Origin of the sequence: Enterococcus rivorum (assembly GCF_001742285.1) — a bacterium.
Taxonomy (GTDB): Bacteria; Bacillota; Bacilli; order Lactobacillales; family Enterococcaceae; genus Enterococcus_L; species Enterococcus_L rivorum.
Window position 1 is genome coordinate 1 of sequence record NZ_MIEK01000003.1, and the last position, 25,229, is coordinate 25,229.

Sequence of the window (25,229 nt, forward strand, 5' to 3'; positions counted from 1 at the left end):
ACAGGTGATGTAAAGTTGAACCGCCGTATACGAGAACCGTACGTACGGTGGTGTGAGAGGTCGGCTAATCAATTAATGATTAGCCTCCTACTCGATTGTGTTTTTGGATATAGAATGACTAAATAAAAATTATGGAAGGTGATTTAATGAACATCATTGATGAATTGACTTGGCGAGATGCAATTAATCAACAAACGAACGAAGCAGGTTTAAGGGAAGTAACAGAAAAGTCGAGTATTTCATTGTATTGCGGCGTTGATCCAACAGGTGATAGCATGCATATTGGGCATTTAATTCCCTTTATGATGATGAAACGATTTCAATTGGCAGGTCACCATCCTTATATCTTGATTGGTGGCGGAACAGGTACGATTGGAGATCCCAGTGGTCGTCAGTCTGAGCGTACTTTACAGACGATGGAAACAGTCCAACATAACGTAGACAGTCTGTCTGCGCAAATGAAAAAACTATTTGGAAAAGATGCTAACGTTACGATGGTAAACAATTATAGCTGGCTGTCAAATTTAACTTTACTAGATTTTTTGAGAGATTTCGGCAAACATTTTAACGTGAATACAATGCTGGCAAAAGACATTGTGGCAAGTCGTTTAGAAAGTGGTATTTCATTTACTGAGTTTACCTACCAGATTCTGCAATCAATTGATTTTCTCCACTTATACAAGGATCATCAAGTACAGTTACAAATTGGTGGTGCCGATCAATGGGGCAATATAACAGCTGGTCTTGATTTGATTCGGAAAAAAGTTGGACCCGATGCAGAAGCTTTTGGTTTAACGATTCCATTAATGTTAAAAGCAGATGGAACAAAATTTGGGAAGACCGCTGGTGGTGCAATTTGGCTTGATCCAGAAAAAACTTCTCCCTTTGAATTCTACCAATTTTGGTTAAATCAAGACGATCGAGATGTGGTTAAATACTTGAAATTCTTTACTTTTTTAGATAAAGTTGAGATCGATGCTTTAGCCGAAAAAACGAAAATTGCTCCTGAAAAACGAGAGGCACAACGTCGTTTGGCAGAAGAAGTTACTCGTTTTGTTCATAGCGAGGAAGCGTTACTAGAAGCCCAAAAAATTACAGAAGCTCTCTTCTCTGGAAACATTGAGGAGTTAACCACAGAAGAAATTATGGAAGGGTTAGAACATTTGCCTACCGTTACTGTAGGCAATGAACCGACCAATATTGTAGAGTGGCTAGTTGAAACGGATATTGAGCCTTCTAAGAGACAAGCAAGGGAAGATGTTGCAAACGGAGCAATTAGTATTAATGGTCACAGAGTAACAGATATTGAACACATCCTAACGGTCACTGAAAAATTTGATGGAAAACTAATTGTGGTTCGAAAAGGCAAGAAAAGTTACTTTTTGGCCAAAATAGTCGATTAGAATTTACTAATAATTTTAAGAAGAGAATGTGTGTGATTATTTGAGCATAGCTAAATTTTTTAATTAAGTAAAAAAAGAAAAAAATAGGTATTTATCCATAGGAAAGTGGGTTTACATTCGTAAACTGACTTTCCTTTTTTATGACAAGACAGGTGTCAAGACAATTTAAGGGAAATGAGAACATGAAAAAGTTATGATAAAAAGTGTTATTTTATCCCTTTACAGAATCACGATATGGGTGTAAGTTTTGTTAGCAAATAACAAACAAAAAACATCTAGGAGGCCTTTTCGTATGAACAACGAAAAATTATCAAAAAACGAAATGAATTTATCCGCATTATTTATTGGGGACAAAGCTGAGAACGGACAACTGTACAAAGATTTACTAATTGATTTAGTGGATGAGCATTTAGGCTGGCGTCAAAATTACATGCCACAAGATATGCCAGCAATTTCTTCACAAGACAAATCTTCAGAAAGTTATGGTAAAACGGTTAACCATATGAAGGATGTCTTAAATGAAATGTCTTCACGCATGCGTACTCACTCAGTGCCTTGGCATACTGCTGGTCGCTATTGGGGACATATGAATTCTGAAACATTAATGCCTTCACTATTAGCATATAACTTTGCAATGCTTTGGAATGGAAACAATGTTGCCTATGAATCTTCACCTGCTACTTCACAAATGGAAGAAGAGGTCGGTCAAGAATTTGCACAATTAATGAGTTACAAAAAAGGTTGGGGTCACATTGTTGCTGATGGTTCTTTAGCTAACTTAGAAGGTCTTTGGTATGCACGTAACATTAAATCTTTACCTTTTGCAATGAAAGAAGTAAGACCAGAATTAGTTGCAGGTAAATCAGATTGGGAAATGTTGAACATGTCCACAAAAGAAATTATGGATGCGCTAGAATCTGTAGAAGAAGATATGGATGAAATAAAAGCACATTCTGCACGTAGTGGGAAACATTTACAACGTTTAGGCAAATGGTTAGTTCCACAAACAAAACATTACTCTTGGTTAAAAGCAGCGGACATTATCGGAATTGGTTTGGATCAAGTGATTCCAGTGCCTGTAGATCATAAATATCGGATGGACATTAATGAATTAGAAAAAATAGTGCGAGAATTAGCTGCGCAAGAAACTCCAATTCTAGGTGTTGTTGGTGTTGTTGGATCAACAGAAGAAGGTGCAATTGATAGTATCGATAAAATTATTGCTTTAAGAGAAGAGCTTAAAAAAGAAGGAATCTATTATTATGTTCATATTGATGCAGCATATGGTGGCTATGGACGCGCAATCTTCCTAGATGAAGACAACAATTTTATTCCTTTTGAAGAGTTAGAAGATGTGTATGAAGAATACGGGGTATTTACTGAGAAAAAACAACACCTTTCAAGAGACGTTTATGAAGCCTATAAAGCCATTGAATTAGCTGAATCGGTTACAATTGATCCACATAAAATGGGTTATATTCCTTATTCAGCCGGTGGTATCGTGATTCAAGATGTTCGCATGCGTGACGTTATTTCATACTTTGCAACATACGTATTTGAAAAAGGGGCAGATATTCCTGCTTTACTAGGTGCTTATATTCTTGAAGGATCAAAAGCTGGGGCAACAGCGGCATCCGTTTGGGCAGCCCACCACGTATTACCATTAAATGTTTCTGGTTATGGTAAATTAATTGGAGCTTCTATCGAAGGTTCACACAGATTCTATGACTTTTTAGAAGCGGAAACCTTTAAAGTTGGCGATAAAGAAATTGAAGTTCACACATTAACTTATCCAGATTTTAATATGGTTGATTATGTCTTTAAAGAAAAAGGGAATGATGATTTAACTGCAATGAATAAATTAAATCATGATGTCTACGACTATGCTTCTTATGTGAAAGGAAATATTTACAATAATGAATTTATAACATCACATACAGATTTTGCTATCCCAGATTATGGTAATAGCCCATTACAATTCGTTAACAACTTAGGAATAAGTACAGATGAATGGAATAAAGTAGAAAAAGTAACAGTGTTACGTGCCGCAGTTATGACTCCTTACATGAATAAAGCAGAAGAATTCGCTATTTATGCACCAAAAATTAGAGCAGCTTTACAAGAAAAATTAGAACAAATTTATTCAGCAAAAATTTAACTAAAGAAATAGGAATTAATGGCGGGGATCAGGGAAAACCTAATCGCCTAAATTTAAGATGGAATTTATGAAAATTTTAAAGAAAATTTTCTTGAAAGTTTCTGATAAGGAGTAAAAGAAATTGAATAAACAACAAGTAAAAAAAATAGAATTAGGTACTTTTATCGGGCTAACAATGGCTCTGTGTGCAACCGTACGTAGTATTCCTACCTTAGCCGCAGTTGGTTGGACGTTAGTATTCTATACAATTTTTGCCGTAGTCTTTTTTGCGGGACCTATATCGCTTATTTCTGGAGAGCTATCCACCATGCTACCGCAAGAAGGCGGTCCACAATTATGGGTTAAAACAGCATTAGGTAGTAAATGGGGCTTTGTTGTAGCTTGGCTATTATGGGTTCAAATGTTTCCAGGAATGGTAATGGTAGCTTCAACGTTAGGTCCATTACTGGGAAACACCTTTGGAAATGTTGAACTTGGTGAAAATCATTGGTTCGTTTTAGCTTGTATTTTGATTATTTATTGGACGATTACTATTTTGAATTTGAAATTCGATATGGCAAAAATCGGTGGTAAAGTCGGCGTCTGGTTAGGAGTCTATATTCCCGTTTTGGTAATGTTCATTTTAGGGATCTTTGCCTTTATTAAAGTGGGATTAGTTTCTAATGGTTACTTAGGTACTTTTTCTTGGTCCAAAATAGTACCAGATTTACAACATATGGATTCGTTTAAATACTTAGCGGGGATTACTTTTATCTTCGTAGGGATGGAAATGTCTTCTGTTTACATGCCACGCTTGAAAGATGCGACAAAAAATTATTCAAAAGGAATTTTTATTTCACTAATTGGCCTAGTTTTATTAAATGTCATTAATGCGATGTTTGTAGCAAATGTTGTCCCAAAAGGAACAATGGAATTGTCTAACATTACACAACCAATTTTAATTTATTGTCAAATTTTGGGCTTGCCATCATTTATAGGCAACATATTTAGTTTCATGGTCTTTCTAGGTGTTTTACTACAATTATCAGCTTGGGTCACAGGCCCGTCCAAAACTATTATTCAAGTGGCTCGTGAAGGATTGTTACCGCCTAAATTTGGTTTCCATCGTGAAAACAAATATGGTGTCTCTCGAAATGTTGTTTTGACCCAAACTATTGTAATTTCATTGTTTTCATTATTGTATGGTGTCATGGATGATGTCAATGCTGTTTTCTTAACATTAACGAATGCGACAACAATTATCTATAGTATTGTCTATATTCTAATTGCGATTGCTATTATTAAGTTACGGAAAGATCAACCTAATTTTCCTCGACCTTATCGAATTGGTAAAAAAGGAAACGGTCTTGCCTATACAGTTTCAATCATGCTGATTTTAGGTATCACTGTAGTTGTTTTTGCAACTATTGGAACGTCAACCGTTGCAGATGCTATTTTAGTTTCATTGATTTCAATTTCAATGTTTGTTATCCCCTTAATTATTTATCGTTTTAAAAATGATAACTGGTTAACAGAAATAAAAAGAGAATTAGATCAATAGATTAGATAGTAGAAATAGGCTGTGATGAAATTCGAAAGGAATTTTTCAACAGCCTATTTCTAAATAGTTTTACGTCATCTTTTAGCTAGCTGCCTTCCAGCTGTGAGTAAATAGGAGGTTTTTCTAATGCACGAAAAGAAAGTTCGCGTTTCATTTATAGAGAGTATCATTATTTTAGTGTTACTTTTAGCTATTTTAGGTACTTTAATTATCGGAGCCAAATTGACACCGCATATTCCCATTTTGTTAGCTTCTATGCTATTACTACTTTATGGTAGGTATAAAGGATTTACTTGGGATGAAATCCATGCTGGGATTGTTCAAGGCATTACCCCAGGAATTATTCCAATTCTAATTTTTTTACTGATTGGTGTTTTAGTTGCTACATGGATTCTTGCAGGAACCATTCCAACGATGATGGTGTATGGGTTTGAATTAATCTCAGTCAAGTATTTTTTACCAACGGTATTCATTGTTTGTTCCCTTGTTGGCGTAACTGTGGGTAGCTCATTTACAACAATCTCAACAATGGGAATTGCCTTTCTAGGGATTGGGCATCTTCTTGGCTTTAATAGTGCGATGGTCACAGGAGCGGTTGTCTCAGGAGCATTTTTAGGGAATAATCTTTCTCCTTTGTCAGACACAACCAATTTAGCTGCAGGCATTGGAGAAATCAACTTATTTGACCATATACTAAACATGTTGCAAACGGTTATCCCTGCGTTTATTCTAAGTTTAGTAGGGTATCTATTTTTAGGACACCATTCTGGACCAGCTGATTTAAAAGCTGTAGCTGCAATGATTCAAACGCTAGAAAAGAACTTTTGGATATCACCCATTACGCTACTACCAGTCATCACCTTATTTTTCTGCGCGTGGCGTAAAATTCCAGCAATTCCGACTTTATTGTTAGGTTCAACGATGGCGGTTATTTTAGCTATTGTTCACAATCCTTCCTTGAAGCTACAACAACTTTCAACTATCTTAATGAGCGGTTATATTGCAGATACACCAGATAAAAGCATTAATCTACTTTTATCTAGAGGTGGAATTGAAAGTATGCTAAGTTCAGCAGCCTTGATTTTACTGGCACTAGGACTAGGAGGACTCTTGATTAAATACGAAATAATCTCAACTTTGATTGAAAGAATTAAAGGTTACGTCAATACACCAACTAAACTAATTACTTTAACCGCAATCAGCAGTGTTGGTGTAAATTTATTGGTTGGTGAACAGTACCTCTCAATCATTTTACCAGGAGAAACGTTCAAATCCTCTTTTGATCGATTAAACATCAATAAAAAATACTTAACACGAACCTTGGCAGATGCTGGAGCAGCGTTTAACTCATTAATTCCATGGGGCGTTAGTGGCACTTTTATCATGGGTACGTTAAAAGTCAGTGCCTTAGACTACTTACCATATGCATTCTTTCCATTATTGTGTCCCTTTATTACGATTATTTTAAGTTTTACTTTAAAGAAAAAAAGAGCGATAAGTGAAACAACGGGTGTGTTAGAAACAAATCATCAAAATCCAGTTCAATAAAATCAAATCATTGAAAGAACTAATTTCAATCGTTAATAGGTAGAGTTTTGATAATTATTATCACTGCTTTACCTATTTTTTGACGTAAGTAAAGATTTATTAATAGCTACAGTAAAATAAGCAATTTTCTAAACAGTGTATTAATCGAAAAAATGGTAGTATATAATAGAAGAAAAATGAAGTGGAGGTAGAGTTATGAAAGTAACTATTTTAGGATGTTTAGGAGCCTATCCTTACAAAAATCAAGGAACTAGTTCTTATTTAATCGAATCTGATGGGTTTCAACTATTACTAGATGCTGGCAGTACAACACTGGTAAATTTAGAAGAACATATAGATCCACTAACGTTAGATGCGGTCATACTTTCCCATTACCATCATGATCACATTGCTGATTTAGGTGTTTTACAATATTATCGCCAATTATATCCTGTTATGGAACCGACGCCTATCTTGCCAATTTATGGACATACAGACGATGAAGTCCATTTTGACGCGTTAAGTATGAATGGTGTCTCAGAAGGGATTCCTTATTTTGAAGCAGAAGCATTGAAATTAGGCCCATTTATTGTTACGTTTATGAAAACAATTCATCCAGTGCCTTGTTACGCGATGCGTTTTGTAGAAGAAAAAACAGGTAAGGTATTTGTTTTTACAGGAGACTCAGGGTATTTAGAGAGCTTTGTAGATTTTGCCAAAGAGGCCGATGTTTTTTTAGCCGACACGTATTTGTTTGAAGGAAATGAAAAGCATCATGCTCATTTTACATCAAAAGAAGCGGGAGAAATTGCCAAAGCCGCTGGAGTGAAACGGTTGATTTTAACTCATTTACCTCAACACGGTTCGTTAGAATTATTGAAAGAACAGGCAGAGAAAGCTGCTGGAAATCAAGTGTCCGTTATTTTAGCTGAGAAAAATTTAAAAATTCAACTATAAATAGTCATTTATTATGAGGAGGAAAGCCAGTGATTTTTGTCCCAAATGAAAACAACGATCCGCGGATCAACTTAGCAATCGAAACTTATTTATTGAAAGAAAAGCCTTTAGATGAACCTATATTACTGTTTTATATTAATGAGCCATCGATTATTATTGGTCGAAACCAAAATACAATTGAAGAAATAAATAAAGAATACGTCGAAGAAAATGGCATTCACGTGGTTCGCCGATTAAGTGGTGGCGGTGCTGTTTATCATGATTTTGGAAACTTGAATTTTAGCTTTATTATGCCTGACGACGGCAACTCTTTCCGTGATTTTGCCAAATTAACACAACCAATCATCCAAGCATTGCATGAGCTAGGCGTAGCAGGTGCTGAATTGAAAGGTCGGAATGATTTAGTAATTAATGACCAGAAGTTTTCTGGGAATGCGATGTATGCTACTGCGGGACGGATGTTTGCTCATGGAACGTTGCTATTTGATAGCGATATTAATGAAGTGGTCAATGCATTGAAAGTTAGCAAAGATAAAATTGAATCAAAAGGGATAAAGTCGATTCGTTCACGAGTGACCAATATCAAACCATTTTTACCAGCAGAAAAACAAGAAATGACGACAATCGATTTCCGTGAAGAAATTTTACTGAAAATATTTGGTGTTGCTTCTATCGACCAAGTCAAAACTTATGAATTAACAAAAGAAGACTGGAAAAAAATTAACCAAATTTCTGAAGAGTATTACCGAAATTGGGATTGGAACTATGGGAGATCTCCTGAATTTAATTTGGAACGGAAGCAACGTTTCCCGATTGGCTCTATCGAAGCAAAAATGGATGTTTCAGAAGGAGTGATCAAGGAAATCAAGGTTCATGGAGATTTCTTCGGGTTAGGTGAGATTAAAGATGTAGAAGAGCTGTTGACGGGTGTGAAATATGAAAAAGCAGCCATTGCCGAAGCTGTGGAAAAAATTGATGTAAAAAAATATTTTGGAAATATCGAAAAAGATGAGTTCGTGGACTTATTGTATTGAAGACAGAGGGGTCCGGTGAAAGATGACTGAAAATAAAAAAATTTATTTATTAAGACATGGAGAGACAGAATATAATTGATTAGGACGATATCAAGAGGTTTTGGATTCTCCTTTAACTAAGATTGGTATAGAGCAAGTAGAACAGAATGCCGCATTACTAAAATACGGGTTGTCTTCACTAGCTGTTCCAGAAACAATCCGATTATTGTTATGTTGCATGGGTTAATTGGCAGGGGTTTAAGAGGCTATCTCTTAGGATTAGACTACGAAGAATCAACCCATCTAGATGTTCCTCAAATAGGATTTTTCAAAATTCAAAAGCAAAAAATCTCATTTATTACCGATGATTATGAAGCTTTTTGAAATATGACCTGTGATAATAGTAAAAAAATTTGATGAAGTATTCCAAAAAAGGATCAATAAAGAATACCCTGTTGAACGATTTGAGAAGCGCTTCAGCAGGGTATTTTTACGTGTTCAAAAGAGTTTTCTAAAAGTCGATTTTGTTATGATATAATAAATGGGTAGAAAAGTTATGACGGTGGCGACTTCCGAAAGGTGGTGGTGCTTATGAATGTAAGTACTGAAATCTATGAAAGGAGTAAGCCTTTTGTCTGCATTGGAAACAATCCAGCTCATTCTAAGCTTTAGCATGTTTGTTATTGCTCTGATTAAGCTAGTTGTTGACTTGCTAAAAAACGACAAAAAAAAGTAACCAGTCATTAACTTTAGTAGGTTAACTGGTTGCTTTTTTAAGTAATTAAAATCTGCTACCGTCTTAAACGGTTCTACAAAGAGGATATGTTAGCGCATATCCACTTTTTCTTTTTCATTATAGCACTTTTTAGTTGGATTATCTAGTTTCTTAATATAATTTAAATAAAAATATTGTGTTTTGGTAGCAATTTCGTTACTCTAAATATAAGAACAATATTTCTGTTCATATAATTTAGAAGGAGTTAATAGCTATGAGTAAAATTGTCAGTAACTCAAGTGTTGCTAGTCAAGTTTCTGCAACAATGAGCCAAGCAGCAAATGCCTTAGCTTCAATCAATAGTCAATCAAATGAAGCTAGTCAAACCACCGTTAGCGGCAATTCTAATGCAAAAACGTCCATTCAAAAAGCGAATCAATCCGTGAAACGATTGGTTGCAGCGTTTAATAAAGATATTGATAATGTACATACAGTAGCAAAAGAATTTGAACGTGTGGATCAAGTAATCCAACAAAAAGTAGCTGCATTAGATCCTTTCTATTCTCTAAAAGGACGTGGGAATTGATGGGAGAACAAGTATTAAGAAAAAAACTTTTAGGTATCGCTGAAGCACAAGACGAAAATCGACAAGATATTCGTCTTCAGGAAGAAAATATAGCTCAATTGGACTCAATCTATACCCAACAAAATCAATTTTTTAACGAGTTGCAAGGCAAATGGCAAGAACATGAACTAGGAAGTTACCTTGCTGAAGCCAGGGACGAATTGAATTACTGTCAACAAAAGAGTTTAGAATTGGTAACAGACGAAATGGAACAATTTTTGTACGAAAAAAAGAACTTAGTGGATCAGGAAGAAAAAGCCACTGAAGAGCTTCGATTTTTTTTGAGTGCTCCTTCAGATAAAAAGGAGGAGCTAAAAGATGTCTATTAACATGTTTTTAGGAGAAGTGAGAGCACAATCTAACAGTGCTGCACAATTGGCCGCCGCTTATTCTGATGGTGTGACTCATATTAAAATTAGTATTGATGGTTTTTTGAACGCTCCTTTATCTGGAAAGACTTACGATTCCGCCAAGCGCTACTTTTCAACCGTCTATCCTCCGTTATCAAATGGTGTGACGATGCTTTGTGAAGCTTTAACGGAAGCACATAGAAAGTTTCCGGAAGAGTTTGAAGCACAAGTGGCTAGTTGTGATGTTCGAGAAGAGGAGTTGGTTGAGGATATTGAAAGTGCAAAGAATATTATTACCCAACAAAGTTATGCTTTAGATCGATTGAAAGAACCAAATCAATTTTTAGAACAGAGCATTATGAGAATGCAAGATGTTGTTCAGAAATTACAGCAAAAGTTAGAGAAGCTACGAGCATTCAACAGTCAATCTCCAGGTATTTTTTTAGAGGTAGAAGCTGCACAAAATTTAGTGGATCAAGGTCTGGCAGAAATAGAAGGTAGCTCTTCCTGGAATGCTAGTACAGGAACATTTGATTTAGGTAAAATGAATCTGAAATGGATTACTCCAATTGCGACAGCATGGGAAACGAGAGCCAAAAAGATAAAAGCGAAAGTTGAAGCCTATAATTTAGCCAATCAGGAAGTGACCTACACATTTGATGATTATGGAAATGTCACAGGTGTTTATGTGGATGGTATATTTAATAGAGAAGCGACTGACATCGTTCAGGAAGCAGTTCGGACTAGAAATGTTGATTTGTTAAAGGGATTTGGTGCAGGGTTTCTTGACCAGCTGTCAAAAAATAATGGACAAGCCTTGTTAGACGAACTTTTTGGAGAACGATTTGTTAGCCAAAAACTAAAAGGAACAGCAGGGCATGATATTGGTCGTGTCACTGCAAATATTTTCAGTTTAGCTCAAAGTGGTGCAGAGTTTTTAGGCGGTGGACTTTGGTTTCTTGCGAATGGTTTTGCAGGAACAGCGACGGCGCCAGAAACTGGAGGAGTCAGTCTAACCCTTGTTCCAAATGCAGCAGCTCAAACAGGATTAGTTTGGGGGCATGCAGGAGCGGTTGCTGTTAGTGCGTGGGGAGGATTGAATAGTGGTTCCTATGGTGGGGCTAATAACAATGTAAATAATATGGATGAATTTTTCAAAACTGACTTTGGATCAGAACTGAAGAAAAATCTTACAAAAACTACAAAACGTATTGATGGTCAATCGGTTTATAAAGTAGATAGTAAAAAGGCTAAGGAATTGGGGTTGAACAAAGGAGATCAAATTTATCTAGATGGTTTGCATAAAGATCATTTGGAGGTGTTTAATAGTAAAGGAAAATTTGAAAAAGTATTAAACTTAGATGGATCTGTTAATGTGGATAAAACAATAAGAGGTTTGGGGAGAAGATTGAAATGATAATAGGATCTGATGATTTTTATGATTTATTCGAGTTTTACAAGAAAGTAAATGAAAAAAATGGCAATAAACTAAATTTGTCTTCATATAAAGTGGATACTGATGTTGCAGAAGGAGAAAAAAACATTGCCTATAGTCTTAAAGAAGATGTTATTGAAGAGATAATAGAAGATTTAGAAGAGCTGAAAGCTATCACTAAAGATTTAAAGTCGGTAGATACAAGTCAGGCAATTGATGAAATTGTGAGTGACTATCAATTTAAGAGTAATTTGGTCAAGTTAATTGGAATTTATGGACACTTGAGCGCCCAATTTGAAGATTTCTATGATTTTCACGTAGAATTTTTAAAAAGTCTTCCTGAAATGACAAAAGAAGATTCTGAACGAATCTAACTAGATACCAAAAAATTGTTGCACTCAAAATGATAAATTAAAAACCTCTACCGCTAGAAAATAGCAGAACGGAGAAAATTCATGACTAAACATGACTTTACGATAGTTCCATATTCAGAAAAATTAACTTATAAAGTGGTGGAGTGGAAAGAGGCAGTTTCAGTGGACGATGCTCTGATTCTATATTTACTAGATTCCTTACAATGGGTAGAATCTAGCTGGAATGATATCTCCCAAAAAAATATAGGTATTAATTATTATAGGGTTACTTTTTTTGTTGATGAAGAAATAACACATTTAAAATCGATATTGTAGAGTTGGGTATCCCTTTTCAAAAATGCGCCGAATGAATTTACAATGCAAAAAGCAATTTATCCAGAAGAACCTTTTTTCAAAGAAAATATATTGAAAGAATTGCTAAATGTAATCAAATTATGTAATACGGCTCTGTTGGAAAATAATGTACTCGTTCACTACGGTATTTAAAATTTGAAAAACAACAATTAAAAATGATTGTTTCTGATTTTAAAGATTAGAAGCAATCTTTTTTTACTATCAAAACTTATAAGTATTGATAGTTTAGACTTGATAAGCAATAGACTGTTTCATTGGCTCTCATTACTTACTATCTAAAAAAAAACAATCTTTAATAAAAATTGGTAGACTTGATTTATAACCATAAGTCTTTTTCACTATTATTTGGATTAAATAATAGTGAAAAAACATTGTCAATTTGTTACTATCTTAGTAGAGTGAAAAAAGGTCACGTCGACGTACAGATATGCAAATTTATGAAGTGAAATCGATATAGCTTTTAAAATTCAAATACACGTTTTTACTGAATAAATTAATATACATTCTACTTAAAGAAAGAGAAGTGAGATAGATATTGTTAGATTTTAATGAAAAAAATTTTATAGCTTCATTTTTTAATAATGCAGGGTATGTTTTGAATTTTTCAGATTCTACTTTTGATACCTTTACACTTGATTCTGTGGGTATTCCTATTCAAAGTAAGTATAGGTTATCAAAAGGTAAGTCTTTGAATGAATTTATAAAAAATGAAACTGATGATAAAATTTTGAAACTAGCCAATGATCTAGTCAATTATATTGAGTTTGGTAATGCTAGTCTACCAGAAGGTAAAGAAAATCTGTATCCCAAGTTACTCCAGTTATTATCTCAACATACAGAGGCAGTAACGTTTTCGACTAAATTAGCAAGTGAAGTCAAAGATAGATTCGATGATCAATTTATTGAGCAACAAATGGAACTAATGTTATCACTTCTTGAGATTTCACCAACAGACGTAGTAGGGAAAGCCAAGGAACTATTGGAGTCTTGCTTTAAACATATTTTAGATGAGTCGGGTGAATCTTATTCCCAAGGAACTCCAATTTCAAATCTTCGTAAACAAGTTTTTTCGATACTTAATTTAGATGTCAAAACAAATGTGTCAGCTAAAAACAATGATGATGTAAAGAAAATACTAAGTAGTTTTAATTCAATTGTTGATGGTCTCTCTTCTCTTAGAAATGATAAAGGAGATGGGCATGGTAAAGGCAAGAACTTTAAAGAATTACCTAAAAGATACGCTCAATTAGCGATGAATGCATCGCTTACAGTAGTTCATTTTACTTGGGATACCTTTCGGGACAAACAAAAGAAACCGAATTGAGCTTAGTAATTCATTTATCCTATATTAAAATTTTTAAATGTCTCACTGATTTCTTCCGCACGAATCCCAATATAGCGCTTTGTGATTTGTTGTGAGGTGTGGTTAAAAATCTCCACGAGTGTCGCAATATCCTTCGTGTTACGATAATAATGATGGCCAAAAGTTTTGCGGACAGTATGAGTACCAATGTCTTTGCGATTTAGATTATTGGACACTTTTTGATATAACTGATAGACCGTATTCACTTTAATCGGCTCATTCTTTCCTTGACGACTTGGAAATAACCAGTCGTCAGGTTTTTTATTTTCAGTGTATTCCTGTATTTCTTTCTAAAGTTTTTGCAAAAATAGAACCCTGGTCTTTCCAGTTTTCTTTTCCTTAATTTTTGGATTAACTGAATAGGCAACGTCCCCTACTTTTAACGTCACGAGATCAGACATTCGCAAACCTGTGTTGATCCAAAGCTTAAATAAAAAAACGTCTCAATCAGGATTTTTAGATTGACGTAGCCAAAAAAGGAAATCTTGAATCTCGGTTTCAGTTTGTAACGGCTCCATATTCTCTTTTTTTCTCATGATAAAAGCTCCAGTCTTTAGTCTTTTTCAGCACATTATTTTACCTCTAGTTTAAAGTAACTAGGTACTCGCGACTATCTGAAAAAAGAGTCCCTATTGTCACTTTTTAATTTAATGGCATAATTTCTTTCGACTTATTTCGCAAAATAGATAAATGCACCCCAGATAATATCTGTTCTTCTCAATATAATACGAATTTGTGCTATTTATCGATATAAAGTCTATGATGTTTTAAAAGAAAATTTACAATAAAAAAATGACACAGCAGTTTTATCGTAAGTTTTGAATGGAAAAGAATTCTTGGATACAGTAGAGACATCCTAATGACTAACTTGTTATATTGAACATGAGAAACTAAATATAACTGTAAGGATAATGTTATATGCAAATAAACATAATATTCATATTATTATTTACAAATACTATAATTAATGTTAAGTTTACTCTAGTTAAGCGCTTACTAAAATAAAAATGTGGAGGTTCATTATATGTTTAAAAAATCAAAATTAGTATGTCTTATTGCTGGGATATTCTTGACACTAACTCCATTCATAACTTCGAGTAGTTATGCTTATGCTAATGAAGCTTATGATCAGAGTTTAAATGAAACACAAAAAGTTGTAGATAGCCAATTAAAGAAAATGGAACATATGACAGTTAGCGAAAAAGCTGATGAAGTTAATCGTTTATTAAAACAATATGAAGGTATGTCCCTCACCTTAGATACACCACTTAGTAGAAATGTCAAACCAGCGCAACCTTCGACAGAAGTTAAAGTAGTCAACGGAGGAATTAATTTTTTTGCATATAATAAAGAAGGAATTAATAAGTTAGCTAACATTTTTGCTAATCTTTCATTTTCTGAAGGCTTCATAGGAGGGTCGGGAGGAGTTGCTGGATTGATTGCTGCGGCACTAGGACTTGGATCAGCTCTTACAGCTGGTTTGGCGGGAATTTTAGCCGCTCTAGGATCTTATGCATTTACCTATTTTGGAGCAGCTAGAGATATTATGAGAGAACATGATAAAGCTGAGCATAAAAAAGCAGGGGTTAGAATTTCTGTTACAGAAGTTCTTGATATAACTAATAAAGGAATCAATGCTTATGGATAATAATAAAAAAAGTAGAATTGTTATTCTACTTTTTATTCTACTTGTAATTTTTGTGTTTCTAACAACTTATAAAATGAATAACTTGGCTCCGTTAATTTTTTATCTATTTATTGTAATTTTAAGCTATATTATAGGTAAATTTAGTAATAAGTAATTTGTATATTGAAACTGCTGATTTTTATTGGTAAAAATTCTAATAAACTGAAAGGATACGTTTTGTATGAATATAAAAAAAATTTTTTTGGTACTTTTCTCAATTATCTTTTCACTGGTGCTAATTTTATCTCCTGAGAAAGCTAACGCTGATTTTACTCCTCCAGAAGTAGAAAATATAATAATTCAGGAGTTATCTGACTCGATAAAAAAAGGGTTTACCATGCAACCCACTCCAAAATCAATAGCCTACATTTTGAATTTTATTGAAAAATCAAATAAACGAACACCAAAGGAATTACTCAAATATGTTTATCCAACATATAATGATTCTCAACTAAATACAGTTTCGGCTAATCTTGAGCAATCTAACAATTATTTGACTAGTCAAAAATATCAAACCAAAATTTTAAAAGGCTATCCAGATATAAACTTATTGAAAGAAGAGCTATCTAATGGTCGTCCTGTTATTGCATATCTAACTGCAAATGGTAATTATTGGATTGAGCAAGAAACGTCAATAATTATATATGGTTATCAAAAAATTACTTTTCCTGGCAGACCGCCTATGATTCTTTATATGTATCAAAGCGTTACGCATGGTAAAGGTGCTATTTATAGTGGAGGAGAAAGTGAAATACCATTACTTCTGACTGAAAGTCAAACAGATCCTACTGCAAATATCACCTTTAAATGGGTTTCTACATTATACGGGTTTAACAAATAAGGGAGTGGAATACAGATGAAGAATGCAAAACGTTTTGGACTTGGATTGTTTTTGACTGTTGGTTTTATGTTGAATGTTGGATTAGAAACAAAAGCTGATGCTGCTTCTTTGTATGTTGAATCAACTGATGTACCAAATGAAACGACTGTGCTAGCCACGCAAAATTGGCAAGACTATTTAAATAAAATGATGCTGGCAGATAATGGAAGTACTGCAGACTATTATCTAGGGCAACCTTTCACCATTAGTTACCCTGAAAGTATGACCTTTAATTATCCAATTATAGCGAAAGAAAACAAGCAGATAGCTTATCTTTTACAAATTGATTCTTCAAATAATCAAAATCCTGATAGTTTCATGCTATCAAAGGCTTTGGCAAAAAAATTAGAAGATGTCAGTTTAACAATTACTACGAATAATGAGCAACCAATTAAGTTAGACGGTTTAAATCAAAATGTCTTCTATAACTATATGAATACAAAACAGCCTTTGTTAACAATCAATACTACAGATGTTCCAGTTGAAATTCCTACCAGCCAATCTGTTAAAACAATTGATATAACAGAGCCAACAGCACAACCAAATTTGAAATCAGCAAGAGCTTTGGTAGAGTTTGATACAAATATTCTTCCATGGAACGTCTATGAGACACAAGGAAACCAGCCGTGGTGCCAAAGTTTTACTATGGCTGCAGCAATTAATCACCAAGCAGGTAAACAAGTTACCTCAGCTAGCGATATTATTCATAAGAGTCATCCTAAGGCAACAGAAGCACAATTGATGGACAGTAACTGGATTGTTAAACAAAGTTTATTTGATATAATAAATTATGTGAATAAAACCTATAACTATTCACTTAAATTCGAGAATGATATACTCCCTTTTACAATGATAAAGAATGAAATCATAAATAAAGCACCTGTCATTACTGACTTGAAGTCGACAACGACTGCAGGCCATTCAATTGCTCTTATAGGGTATACCGCCCCTAAAAGTGGAGATATTAACTCCTATCCACCGTACTACTTTTACTGGAATCCTTGGTGGGAAGATACCTTTATTGTATCAAGTAAATCACAATATATGACATTAGGATCAACAAATTATGAATGGTATCGATCAATATATAATTATAGACAAGGAAAATACAAGGATAAGATAAATACAATTGTGACTCTACAGTCATTTGCTTCACAGTATCAAACCGGTGGCAATATTCCTACAAATCTTAGGAGTAAAGAATATATTATTAAAGATGTAAAAGAAGTGAAACAATCTAACTCTAAATTAGCTTATTATCTTGAAGGGCTAAATCAGTGGGTATTAGAGCAAGATGTAAAATCTTATGCAACAGCTCTATTAAATAAAAATGTATTATTATTATCGAAAGCAAGTAATGCTCAGACCGGAGAGTTTATTGATCCGTCCTTTAGAAATAAACGATACTCAGCAATACAGGTGAAGCCAGTAAGACAATCTAATTCAAAATTGGCTTACTATTTAAATGGACTGAATAAATGGATTTTAGAGCAAGATCTTTCCCAATAATAAATTTATTTTCTTAAGTGCTACTATCTAAAATAATAACTATGTGCAAAGAGCTTAGGACTCAAGCTCTTTGTTCGTTTTGAAATAATTTAATAAGTTATACTTTGTGGATCGATTTGAAAATCGCTCTAACAGGGGATTTCTATGCATTCAATAGAGTTGATAATATTGAATCTTCCTAATAGGTGAAGAAAATGCGGGCTTACTTTCCAGAAAAGATTATGAAAGGACTATGAGTTCTTTTTTTTTGGACTTATTTTTTACTTTGACATCGTGTTTCTCTCCCCCTATAATAAAGAAGCGAAAAGGAGCGATTTAGATGCGAAACGAAATGATGAATCGACCAGTAGTAAAAAAAGAATTGGTTGATTTTATGCGAAATAAACAAAAAAAAGTAGCAGGTGAACTAGGCAAGATTGAAGAAGAAGCCCATGAAGCTGGAGTACCAGTGATTCCTCACGAAACTGTGGTTTTTTTACAATTCTTTTTAGGACAATTAAAGCCAAAAAATGTTTTGGAAATCGGAGCAGCAATCGGATTTTCTTCAAGTTTGATGGCACAATATGTTGGAACTGAAGGGCATGTTACCACGATTGATCGCTTTGATGTGATGATTAGAAAAGCAAAAGTGACCTATGAACGACTGGGATTGACCGATAAGGTAACTTTATTGGAAGGGCAAGCTGCTGATATTCTACCGACATTGACAGGTCCTTACGACTTTATATTTATGGATAGTGCAAAGTCAAAATATATTGAATTTTTACCAGAATGTCTACGTTTATTACCTGTAGGTGGTGTCTTAATGGTAGATGATGTTTTTCAAGGGGGAACGATTTTAGATCCAATCGAGGAAATCCCGAGAGGACAAAGAACCATTTACCGGAAGCTAAATCAATTTTTAGAAACGGTTATGAACCACCCAAGCTTAACGTCTACATTGCTTCCTTTGGGAGATGGCGTTATTTTAATCACGAAAGAACAAGAAATCGTAGAGTTATAATTTTTAAAGCAAAAGTATTCGAAGAGAAAAAACTGCCCATTTTCTGACTATTTTAAAGACAGAAGCTAGGCAGTTTATTTGTTGTTTAAAGGAATTATTTTTGCAAAGATAGTAGAGCAGCTTGAGTTGCATGAATTTCAGTCGTATCAAACAGCGGTATGGAAGTATCTTTCTGGCTGATTAGCATACCAATTTCGGTACAGCCTAAAATAACTCCTTCGGCTCCTGCATCGTGTAACTCCTTGACCGTATCTAAATAAAATTGCTTAGATTCCTCATTGATAATCCCTAAACAAAGCTCTTCGTAAATAATTTTGCTAACTTTTTCTCGACTTTTTTCGTTGGGAATTACGACGTCTAAACTTTCTTTTTCAAGAATGTTGGTATAAAAATCCTCTTCCATTGTAAATTTAGTTCCTAATAATCCAACTTTCTTGATTTCTTGCTGTTTCAAAACATCTGCAGTTACTTTGGCAATATGAAGAATCGGAATGGCAAGCTTTTCCTGAATCTTATCAGCCACTTTATGCATCGTATTTGTACAAATAACAATGTAGTCTGCACCTGCTTTTTCAATAGCGAGACAAGCATCTGTTAAAATCTCTGTACTTTTATCCCATTGATTTGAAAACTGATACTGCTCTATTTCTTGAAAATCTACACTGTAAAGAACACACTTGGCAGAATGAAGTCCGCCCAACTCAGCTTTTATCGTTTGATTAATTATTCTATAGTAATCAGTTGAGCTTTCCCAACTCATCCCACCTAATAAACCAATTATTTTCACTAATGTCCCTCCTAAATAACTCTTTTTTAGATCATACCATAGTTTAGAGAATGAAAGTTAAGGGTTTAAAAATTTGGTAGAGTGGAGTAAAATAGAGGAGTATAGGAAACGGGAATGGAAATTTAACAAATAATTTGTTTTATTGAGAATAACAACTATATTTTCTCAAATAGCTGCATAAAAATTGGTAAACAAAAGTAGTTTAATTAGAATTATTCTATTGACATAGTTATTTCAAACTGTTAGTCTTATATTATAAACTTTTAGGAGGAATACAAATGAATTTAATTAACACAAAGTTGCTTGACTTCAAATGTGACGCGTACCAAGATGGAGAATTTATTGAGGTTTCGACAAATGACGTTTTAGGAAAATGGAGCATTTTCTTCTTTTATCCTGCTGATTTCTCATTTGTATGTCCAACAGAACTAGGGGATATGCAAGATCACTATGCGCACTTAAAAGAATTGAACTGTGAAGTGTATTCTGTTTCAACAGATAGCCATTTTGTTCATAAAGCTTGGGCAGATGCAACAGATACTATTGGCAAAATTAAATACCCAATGTTAGCAGATCCAAGTGGAAAAATTAGCCGTTTCTTTGGTGTTTTAGATGAAGAAGCAGGACAAGCTTACCGTGGTTCATTTATTGTGAATCCAGAAGGTGAAATCAAATCTTATGAAATTAACGATATGGGCATTGGTCGTAATGCTGATGAAATCGTTCGTAAAGTAGAAGCATCACAATTTGTTGCTGAACATGGCGATAAAGTTTGTCCAGCAAACTGGAAACCAGGCGAAGAAACAATTGCACCAAGCTTAGATTTAGTAGGTAAAATTTAAGGATTATAACTAAAATAAACAGAGAGACTTCCTTTATTTAGGGAGTCTTTCTTATAGAGAAAGGGGTACATAGATGAGTCAAGAGGTTTATGATTTAATCATTATCGGTGGAGGATCAGCTGCCCTATCCGCTGGGATTTATGCTGGACGTGCGATGCTAGACACTTTAATTATTGAAAAAGATAAAATTGGCGGACAAGCATCCACAACTTCTGAAATTGCTAACTATCCTGGGGTTCCAATGGTAACTGGGCCTAAATTAATGGATGAGATGCGTTTGCAAGCGGTGAATTTTGGGGTAGAATTTGCAACAGATGAAGTGATTGATGTTGATTTTAGCCAAAAAGTCAAGCTAGTAAAATCTCAATCAAAAACGTATCAAGCCTATACAGTAATTATCGCTTCGGGTGCCACTCATAGAAAAATCGGTTTTCCAGGAGAAGTTGAATTTACAGGGCGTGGAGTAGCCTATTGTGCCACTTGTGATGGAGAATTTTTCCAAGGCTTAGATATTTTTGTGATTGGTGGTGGCTATGCTGCGGCTGAAGAAGCAATTTATTTAACTCGTTATGGAAAATCTGTGACAATCGTTATGCGTAAATCAGACTTCAGTTGTGCAAAATTAACTGCTGAGATGGTAAAGCGTCATCCTGGTATCAATATTTTGTATAATACAGAAGTCAAAGAGGTTACTGGAGACGACTTCGTCAAAAAAGCTGTTTTTATCAATAACCAAACGCAAGAAGAAACGGTCTATGAAGCGCCAGAAGGCAGTACGTTTGGCCTATTTGTATTAGCTGGAAATAAACCAAATACAGAAATTTTTGAAGGCAAAATTGAGTTAGAAAAAGGCTATGCGGTAACAAATGAAAACATGGAAACCAATATTGAAGGAGTCTATGCTGCTGGCGATTTACGAATCAAAGAATTACGCCAAATTGTAACAGCTGTGGCAGATGGAGCAATCGCGGCTACTCGTGCTCAAAAATTTGTATCTGAAGAGAAAACAAAAGCTGGATTACCGATTGTTAGTGAGCGCTTAGAGAAACGTTTAGCGGCTCAAGAAGCAGCAGGTAAAGAAGAAAAACCAGCACCTACAAAAACCTCTGCACCAAAAGCTAGTGGTCCTCATACGTGGTTCCCAGATGCCATGCGTGAACAATTAAGTGGCATTTTTGCTAAATTGACGAAGGAAGTAACCTTATTACAAGTGATGGATGATGCCGAAGAAAAATCTCTGGAACTAAATTCTTTCTTAACAGAATTTGTTTCTATGAGTGACAAACTGACATTAGAAACAATTCAAAAAGGTGAAAAACCTGAATTAGAAGAACAATATGGGATTGATAAATTACCAACCGTGGTTCTTTTAAATGAAGAAGGCAATTATACAGGAATCAAGTTCAGCGGGATTCCGAGTGGACATGAAGTAAACTCCATTGTTTTGGCAGTTTATAACGTTGGAAGTGCTGGACAACCAGTAGCAGAGTCTACTATCGAAAAAATTAAAGAACTTCCTAAGAAAAAAGTGCAAATATTCGTTTCATTGACCTGTCATTACTGCCCAGATGTTGTAGCAGCATGTCAGAGAATTGCTTCACTAAATCATAATGTAGAGGCTGAAATGATTGATATTGGCGTTTTCCCTGAGTTGAAAACTGAGAAGAAAATCATGAGCGTACCAGCAATGATTATTGATGACAAAGAAATCATTTTTGGTGCAAAAAACATGGATGAAATTGTTCAAGCTTTAGAAAAATAGTTAGCTACAAACCGTGAAATCTTTTACTATCAGAGACTTCACGGTTTTTTTCGGTAGATATTTCAAACTTAATGTATAAAAAAAGCGACTAGCTCAAATAAAGAGTAAGTTGCTTTTTTTATATATAGGTGGTGTTTAAGTACAGAATAAATGTAAGCTGGCAATAAAAGTGAACACACTAATTTATTTGAGGTAGATTAAAAATAGTTATTAGGTGCTACCTTTCCAGTTAGTTGTTAAACGTAGCTTTCCATTTAAATAGTGCATTGAAAAGCATTAATGAGTAGGAATAGTATCCGTTACTTTAATTTTCTCTGTACTTATTTTGAGAGCTTTTGAAAATTCAGTTTGGATCTTTTCAGTAGTTAACTTGGAATTTAATCGAACTACGCCACCAGATAGCTGAGTTGTTACATATCTTCCTAAAGGGACTAACTCAGGATAATCCTTGACGGCACCATAACTATCATTTTTCGGAAAAGATACTAATAAGTCGTGACCAAAGGCTTTGTTGACCATCTCATCTTCAAATTTATCAAAATCTATGCTCCATTTCATAGGTTTCATCTCCACTTCTATTTGAGAAATTATAATTTTTCTGGTTATAAAGCCAATTTCGATTCATAAAAAAGAATAATTCATTAGCAAATTCTACATAAAAAAACAATCAATTATGACTTGCTAATCCACTTATTTTTTTATTACAGGTTGACCATTTGAGTCCAACAAAGGGGTAATTCCACCACCAGTACCGTTTCTGAGATAGAGATACTGAACTCCGGTAACTTTATCTGTAAGTATCATTACTTCTACACCGAATTTCAATTGTGTACTTTCAATATCAAATCGTTTTTTATCCATGATTCTTCTCCTTTTAACTGATTTTTTGTGATTCTTATTGATAACATACTCACCCTGACGGATGAACACACCATACTCAATCGCCATCAAAGAATGTAGAATTCTTGTATGATTCAAACAGAGTTTCTGCAACAACAGTTTTTCTGACAAATACAAGTAGTAACCAGTTATGATCATTAACTTTTGCTTCAAATTATCAACGATAACTTACCTACTTAAATACATAAAATGTATGTCAGGTGCAATTTTTCCGTCTCTCTATAATCCTTAAATAGAGCATCTATTAAATGTTATTATAGCCAACATAAGCTTTTAAAGATAGTAAGTAACATCGATTTTTATGTAGTTTATAACATGGCTCGTTTTTTTAAGACTAATGTAAACGGATAAATTAGAACATATCGATTACTCCTCATACCCAAATAAAACGCAGGAATAATTTTGAACAGTGAGTGTCAAAATTATCTCTGCGTTATTTTTTAGTTCTCTTTCAAATCCTTTTCAATCTGCAATCGTTGAACTTTCATGGTTGCAGTTCTAGGAATTTCTTCAAAAGCCATGATGATTGGTTTATTTAAATGAGGTAAATCAGCTACTTGTTCCCACCATGCATCCCAATTCATTTCTCTAGATGGTTTCACTGCTAGAATAGGTTGCGGTGAATCTTCTTTTCCGCGAACGATAACAACTTCTTCTAAAAAGTCTAAGGCATCAAGTAACTGATCTTCAATGGCTAAACTGCTATCAATAGTTTCAATCAAATCAACTTGACGATCTTTTAAGAATAAATGTCCTTCTTCGTTCATAAAACCATAATCCCCACTATCCCACCATGGACCGAAAACAGTCGCTTGGAAGCGGTCATCTTCTTTGTAATAAGTAAGTGCTCTTCCTTTTGAGAGAAATTGAATGTGTCCATCTGTCATAGCAGGTAAAACATTTCCCTCTTTATCGGCAATTCTTGCTTCTGTAAGTCCCTCTAAACCAACACCCATATCTCGTGCGTCGGATGTTTTTAATGAATCTAACGTATGCGCCTTAAGAATCATCGGACCACATTCACTTTGACCGTAGACTTGTAAAAAGATAGGGTCATTTTTTTCAGAAGCTTTCAAAAAGCTAGCCATTGTTGCGTTATTGATCGCATCGAAAGTTGAGTGGTAGTAACGAACACTTGAAAAAACTTCTGGTTGTTCTTGTGCAAGTGAAGCCCATTGAACAAAGTTATTTGGATGTGTTTCTACAGCTATTGGTTGATGATTTCCTATCATTGTTGCAACAGTTTCAGTGTTTGATTTAGACAAAGGCATCATTGGAAAGCCCATCGCCATTAGGGAAGAAATCCCGATATTAAAACGTGAGTGAACAGGTGAGATATGAAATCCCACAAGTTTCTTTTCCGCAATTTTAGTAAAGATTGTTTTTTGCCATTTTGTTCGCCAGCCCATGGAATTAGCAGAATGACAGATTAATTTAGGGATGCCTGTCGTACCAGAAGTATGAGTCATGTACGAAATTTGATCTTTAGGTAGCTCTGCTTGTGGTACGGCTTTCGCTGGTTGTTTTAACAAGTTAGCGATAGAGATTTGTTTTTCCTTAGAGCTGTTTGTTACTAAAGCAACTTTTTCCTGTGTTTCTTCATCAAATAAAATGAAAGGATCTTCCAAGCGATCAACAAATACCTCAATTGTTTTAGCTGGAAAATGATAAGAAATCATTGCTGGAACGGCAGCCAAATAGGAAGCAGCAACGGCCAGTAAATACGTATCAAATCTAGAGCTTTTGTAAATAATGATTTTATCGCCAGCTTTGACTCCCAAACTTGCTAATTGATACGCACGATTTAAAATAGCTTCATGGCTCAATTGGTAAGTATATTCAAGTCCTAATTCTGGAAATGCAGATAAAACCTCATCTTGAATAATAGCGATGTTTGGAGTATGGTCTGCGGCGTCACGATAATTGCTGTACAAATTTAACGGTTGATAATCTAAAAGTTCAGTCACTAGTTTTTGTCTTCCTTTCAAATAAAAAGTAATTGTTCAAATATTTACAAATATCTTATAAATAATAGCATAAAAAGG

The 25,229-nt window shown here is 34.5% G+C and carries 25 protein-coding genes and 1 pseudogene; 21 read left to right on the forward strand and 5 right to left on the reverse strand.

Annotated features, from left to right (window positions below; genetic code table 11):
* Window positions 1-146 precede the first annotated feature (146 nt).
* From tyrS to BCR26_RS01795, 15 genes are all read left to right on the forward strand, one after another.
* Window positions 147-1,403, forward strand: coding sequence for a tyrosine--tRNA ligase (gene tyrS / locus BCR26_RS01740; RefSeq protein WP_069697244.1), 1,257 nt, complete (start codon window positions 147-149; stop codon window positions 1,401-1,403).
* A 292-nt stretch (window positions 1,404-1,695) separates the two neighbouring features.
* Window positions 1,696-3,561 (forward strand): tyrosine decarboxylase, encoded by a 1,866-nt coding sequence (gene tdc, locus BCR26_RS01745; protein WP_069697245.1) that lies wholly within the window; start codon window positions 1,696-1,698, stop codon window positions 3,559-3,561.
* A gap of 121 nt (window positions 3,562-3,682) precedes the next feature.
* Window positions 3,683-5,101 (forward strand): tyrosine-tyramine antiporter, encoded by a 1,419-nt coding sequence (tyrP, locus tag BCR26_RS01750; protein ID WP_069697246.1) that lies wholly within the window; start codon window positions 3,683-3,685, stop codon window positions 5,099-5,101.
* 126 nt (window positions 5,102-5,227) lie between these two features.
* Entirely contained in the window at window positions 5,228-6,649 is a 1,422-nt protein-coding gene (gene nhaC / locus BCR26_RS01755) for a Na+/H+ antiporter NhaC (RefSeq protein WP_069697247.1), read from the forward strand.
* A 195-nt stretch (window positions 6,650-6,844) separates the two neighbouring features.
* Window positions 6,845-7,585: an MBL fold metallo-hydrolase gene (locus BCR26_RS01760; RefSeq protein WP_069697248.1), complete on the forward strand. Its 741-nt coding sequence runs from the start codon at window positions 6,845-6,847 to the stop codon at window positions 7,583-7,585.
* 29 nt (window positions 7,586-7,614) lie between these two features.
* On the forward strand, window positions 7,615-8,619 hold the full coding sequence (gene lplA, locus BCR26_RS01765) for a lipoate--protein ligase (RefSeq protein ID WP_069697249.1): 1,005 nt from the start codon (window positions 7,615-7,617) through the stop codon (window positions 8,617-8,619).
* A gap of 210 nt (window positions 8,620-8,829) precedes the next feature.
* Complete coding sequence (locus tag BCR26_RS18675; RefSeq protein ID WP_211272275.1) at window positions 8,830-8,982, forward strand: hypothetical protein; 153 nt, start codon at window positions 8,830-8,832, stop codon at window positions 8,980-8,982.
* Window positions 8,983-9,271: 289 nt separating this feature from the next.
* The gene (locus BCR26_RS19190) at window positions 9,272-9,334 is read left to right on the forward strand and encodes a putative holin-like toxin (protein WP_420842041.1); all 63 of its coding nucleotides are present in this window, start codon (window positions 9,272-9,274) and stop codon (window positions 9,332-9,334) included.
* 253 nt (window positions 9,335-9,587) lie between these two features.
* Entirely contained in the window at window positions 9,588-9,899 is a 312-nt protein-coding gene (locus BCR26_RS01770) for a TIGR04197 family type VII secretion effector (protein ID WP_069697250.1), read from the forward strand.
* The gene (locus BCR26_RS01775; RefSeq protein WP_069697251.1) at window positions 9,899-10,267 is read left to right on the forward strand and encodes a DUF3958 family protein; all 369 of its coding nucleotides are present in this window, start codon (window positions 9,899-9,901) and stop codon (window positions 10,265-10,267) included. Before BCR26_RS01770 ends, BCR26_RS01775 begins: the two co-directional genes overlap by 1 nt.
* Window positions 10,257-11,705 carry a T7SS effector LXG polymorphic toxin gene (locus BCR26_RS01780; protein WP_069697252.1) on the forward strand — a complete coding sequence of 483 codons (1,449 nt, stop codon included), beginning with the start codon at window positions 10,257-10,259 and terminating at the stop codon, window positions 11,703-11,705. Before BCR26_RS01775 ends, BCR26_RS01780 begins: the two co-directional genes overlap by 11 nt.
* Window positions 11,702-12,097: a hypothetical protein gene (locus BCR26_RS01785; protein ID WP_069697253.1), complete on the forward strand. Its 396-nt coding sequence runs from the start codon at window positions 11,702-11,704 to the stop codon at window positions 12,095-12,097. Before BCR26_RS01780 ends, BCR26_RS01785 begins: the two co-directional genes overlap by 4 nt.
* A gap of 81 nt (window positions 12,098-12,178) precedes the next feature.
* A complete protein-coding gene (locus BCR26_RS01790) occupies window positions 12,179-12,412 on the forward strand; it encodes a hypothetical protein (RefSeq protein ID WP_069697254.1) in 234 nt (77 codons plus the stop codon).
* A 42-nt stretch (window positions 12,413-12,454) separates the two neighbouring features.
* On the forward strand, window positions 12,455-12,583 hold the full coding sequence (locus tag BCR26_RS19080; protein WP_275950762.1) for a hypothetical protein: 129 nt from the start codon (window positions 12,455-12,457) through the stop codon (window positions 12,581-12,583).
* 403 nt (window positions 12,584-12,986) lie between these two features.
* Complete coding sequence (locus BCR26_RS01795) at window positions 12,987-13,775, forward strand: abortive infection family protein (RefSeq protein WP_245341856.1); 789 nt, start codon at window positions 12,987-12,989, stop codon at window positions 13,773-13,775.
* A 14-nt stretch (window positions 13,776-13,789) separates the two neighbouring features.
* Here the strand turns inward: BCR26_RS01795 and BCR26_RS01800 are convergent.
* Window positions 13,790-14,350, reverse strand: a pseudogene (locus BCR26_RS01800) (tyrosine-type recombinase/integrase).
* Window positions 14,351-14,838: 488 nt separating this feature from the next.
* On the opposite strand from BCR26_RS01800, the gene BCR26_RS01805 reads away from it, so the two are divergent.
* The 4 genes from BCR26_RS01805 to BCR26_RS01820 all read left to right on the forward strand — a co-directional run bounded on the left by BCR26_RS01805 (window position 14,839) and on the right by BCR26_RS01820 (window position 18,893).
* Complete coding sequence (locus BCR26_RS01805) at window positions 14,839-15,462, forward strand: hypothetical protein (RefSeq protein ID WP_069697256.1); 624 nt, start codon at window positions 14,839-14,841, stop codon at window positions 15,460-15,462.
* A gap of 220 nt (window positions 15,463-15,682) precedes the next feature.
* The gene (locus tag BCR26_RS01810) at window positions 15,683-16,342 is read left to right on the forward strand and encodes a cysteine peptidase family C39 domain-containing protein (protein WP_069697257.1); all 660 of its coding nucleotides are present in this window, start codon (window positions 15,683-15,685) and stop codon (window positions 16,340-16,342) included.
* 15 nt (window positions 16,343-16,357) lie between these two features.
* Entirely contained in the window at window positions 16,358-17,890 is a 1,533-nt protein-coding gene (locus BCR26_RS01815; protein WP_069697258.1) for a C47 family peptidase, read from the forward strand.
* Window positions 17,891-18,209: 319 nt separating this feature from the next.
* Window positions 18,210-18,893, forward strand: a complete 684-nt coding sequence (locus BCR26_RS01820; RefSeq protein WP_069697259.1) for an O-methyltransferase — start codon at window positions 18,210-18,212, stop codon at window positions 18,891-18,893.
* A gap of 94 nt (window positions 18,894-18,987) precedes the next feature.
* Here BCR26_RS01820 and BCR26_RS01825 read toward each other — a convergent pair whose 3' ends face one another.
* Window positions 18,988-19,680, reverse strand: coding sequence for an aspartate/glutamate racemase family protein (locus BCR26_RS01825; RefSeq protein ID WP_069697260.1), 693 nt, complete (start codon window positions 19,678-19,680; stop codon window positions 18,988-18,990).
* Between the two features lie 278 nt (window positions 19,681-19,958).
* Here BCR26_RS01825 and ahpC point away from each other — a divergent pair, with 278 nt between their 5' ends.
* Both ahpC and BCR26_RS01835 read left to right on the forward strand, forming a co-directional pair.
* Window positions 19,959-20,522, forward strand: a complete 564-nt coding sequence (gene ahpC, locus BCR26_RS01830) for an alkyl hydroperoxide reductase subunit C (protein WP_069697261.1) — start codon at window positions 19,959-19,961, stop codon at window positions 20,520-20,522.
* A 73-nt stretch (window positions 20,523-20,595) separates the two neighbouring features.
* Complete coding sequence (locus BCR26_RS01835; RefSeq protein WP_069697262.1) at window positions 20,596-22,284, forward strand: FAD-dependent oxidoreductase; 1,689 nt, start codon at window positions 20,596-20,598, stop codon at window positions 22,282-22,284.
* Window positions 22,285-22,560: 276 nt separating this feature from the next.
* On the opposite strand, the gene BCR26_RS01840 is transcribed toward BCR26_RS01835, so the two are convergent.
* From BCR26_RS01840 to BCR26_RS01845, 3 genes are all read right to left on the reverse strand, one after another.
* Window positions 22,561-22,842, reverse strand: a complete 282-nt coding sequence (locus BCR26_RS01840; RefSeq protein ID WP_069697263.1) for a hypothetical protein — start codon at window positions 22,840-22,842, stop codon at window positions 22,561-22,563.
* Window positions 22,843-22,974: 132 nt separating this feature from the next.
* Entirely contained in the window at window positions 22,975-23,322 is a 348-nt protein-coding gene (locus BCR26_RS19170) for a DUF6440 family protein (RefSeq protein WP_211272277.1), read from the reverse strand.
* A 302-nt stretch (window positions 23,323-23,624) separates the two neighbouring features.
* Window positions 23,625-25,151, reverse strand: coding sequence for an AMP-binding protein (locus tag BCR26_RS01845; protein WP_069697264.1), 1,527 nt, complete (start codon window positions 25,149-25,151; stop codon window positions 23,625-23,627).
* Between the last annotated feature and the right edge of the window lie 78 nt (window positions 25,152-25,229).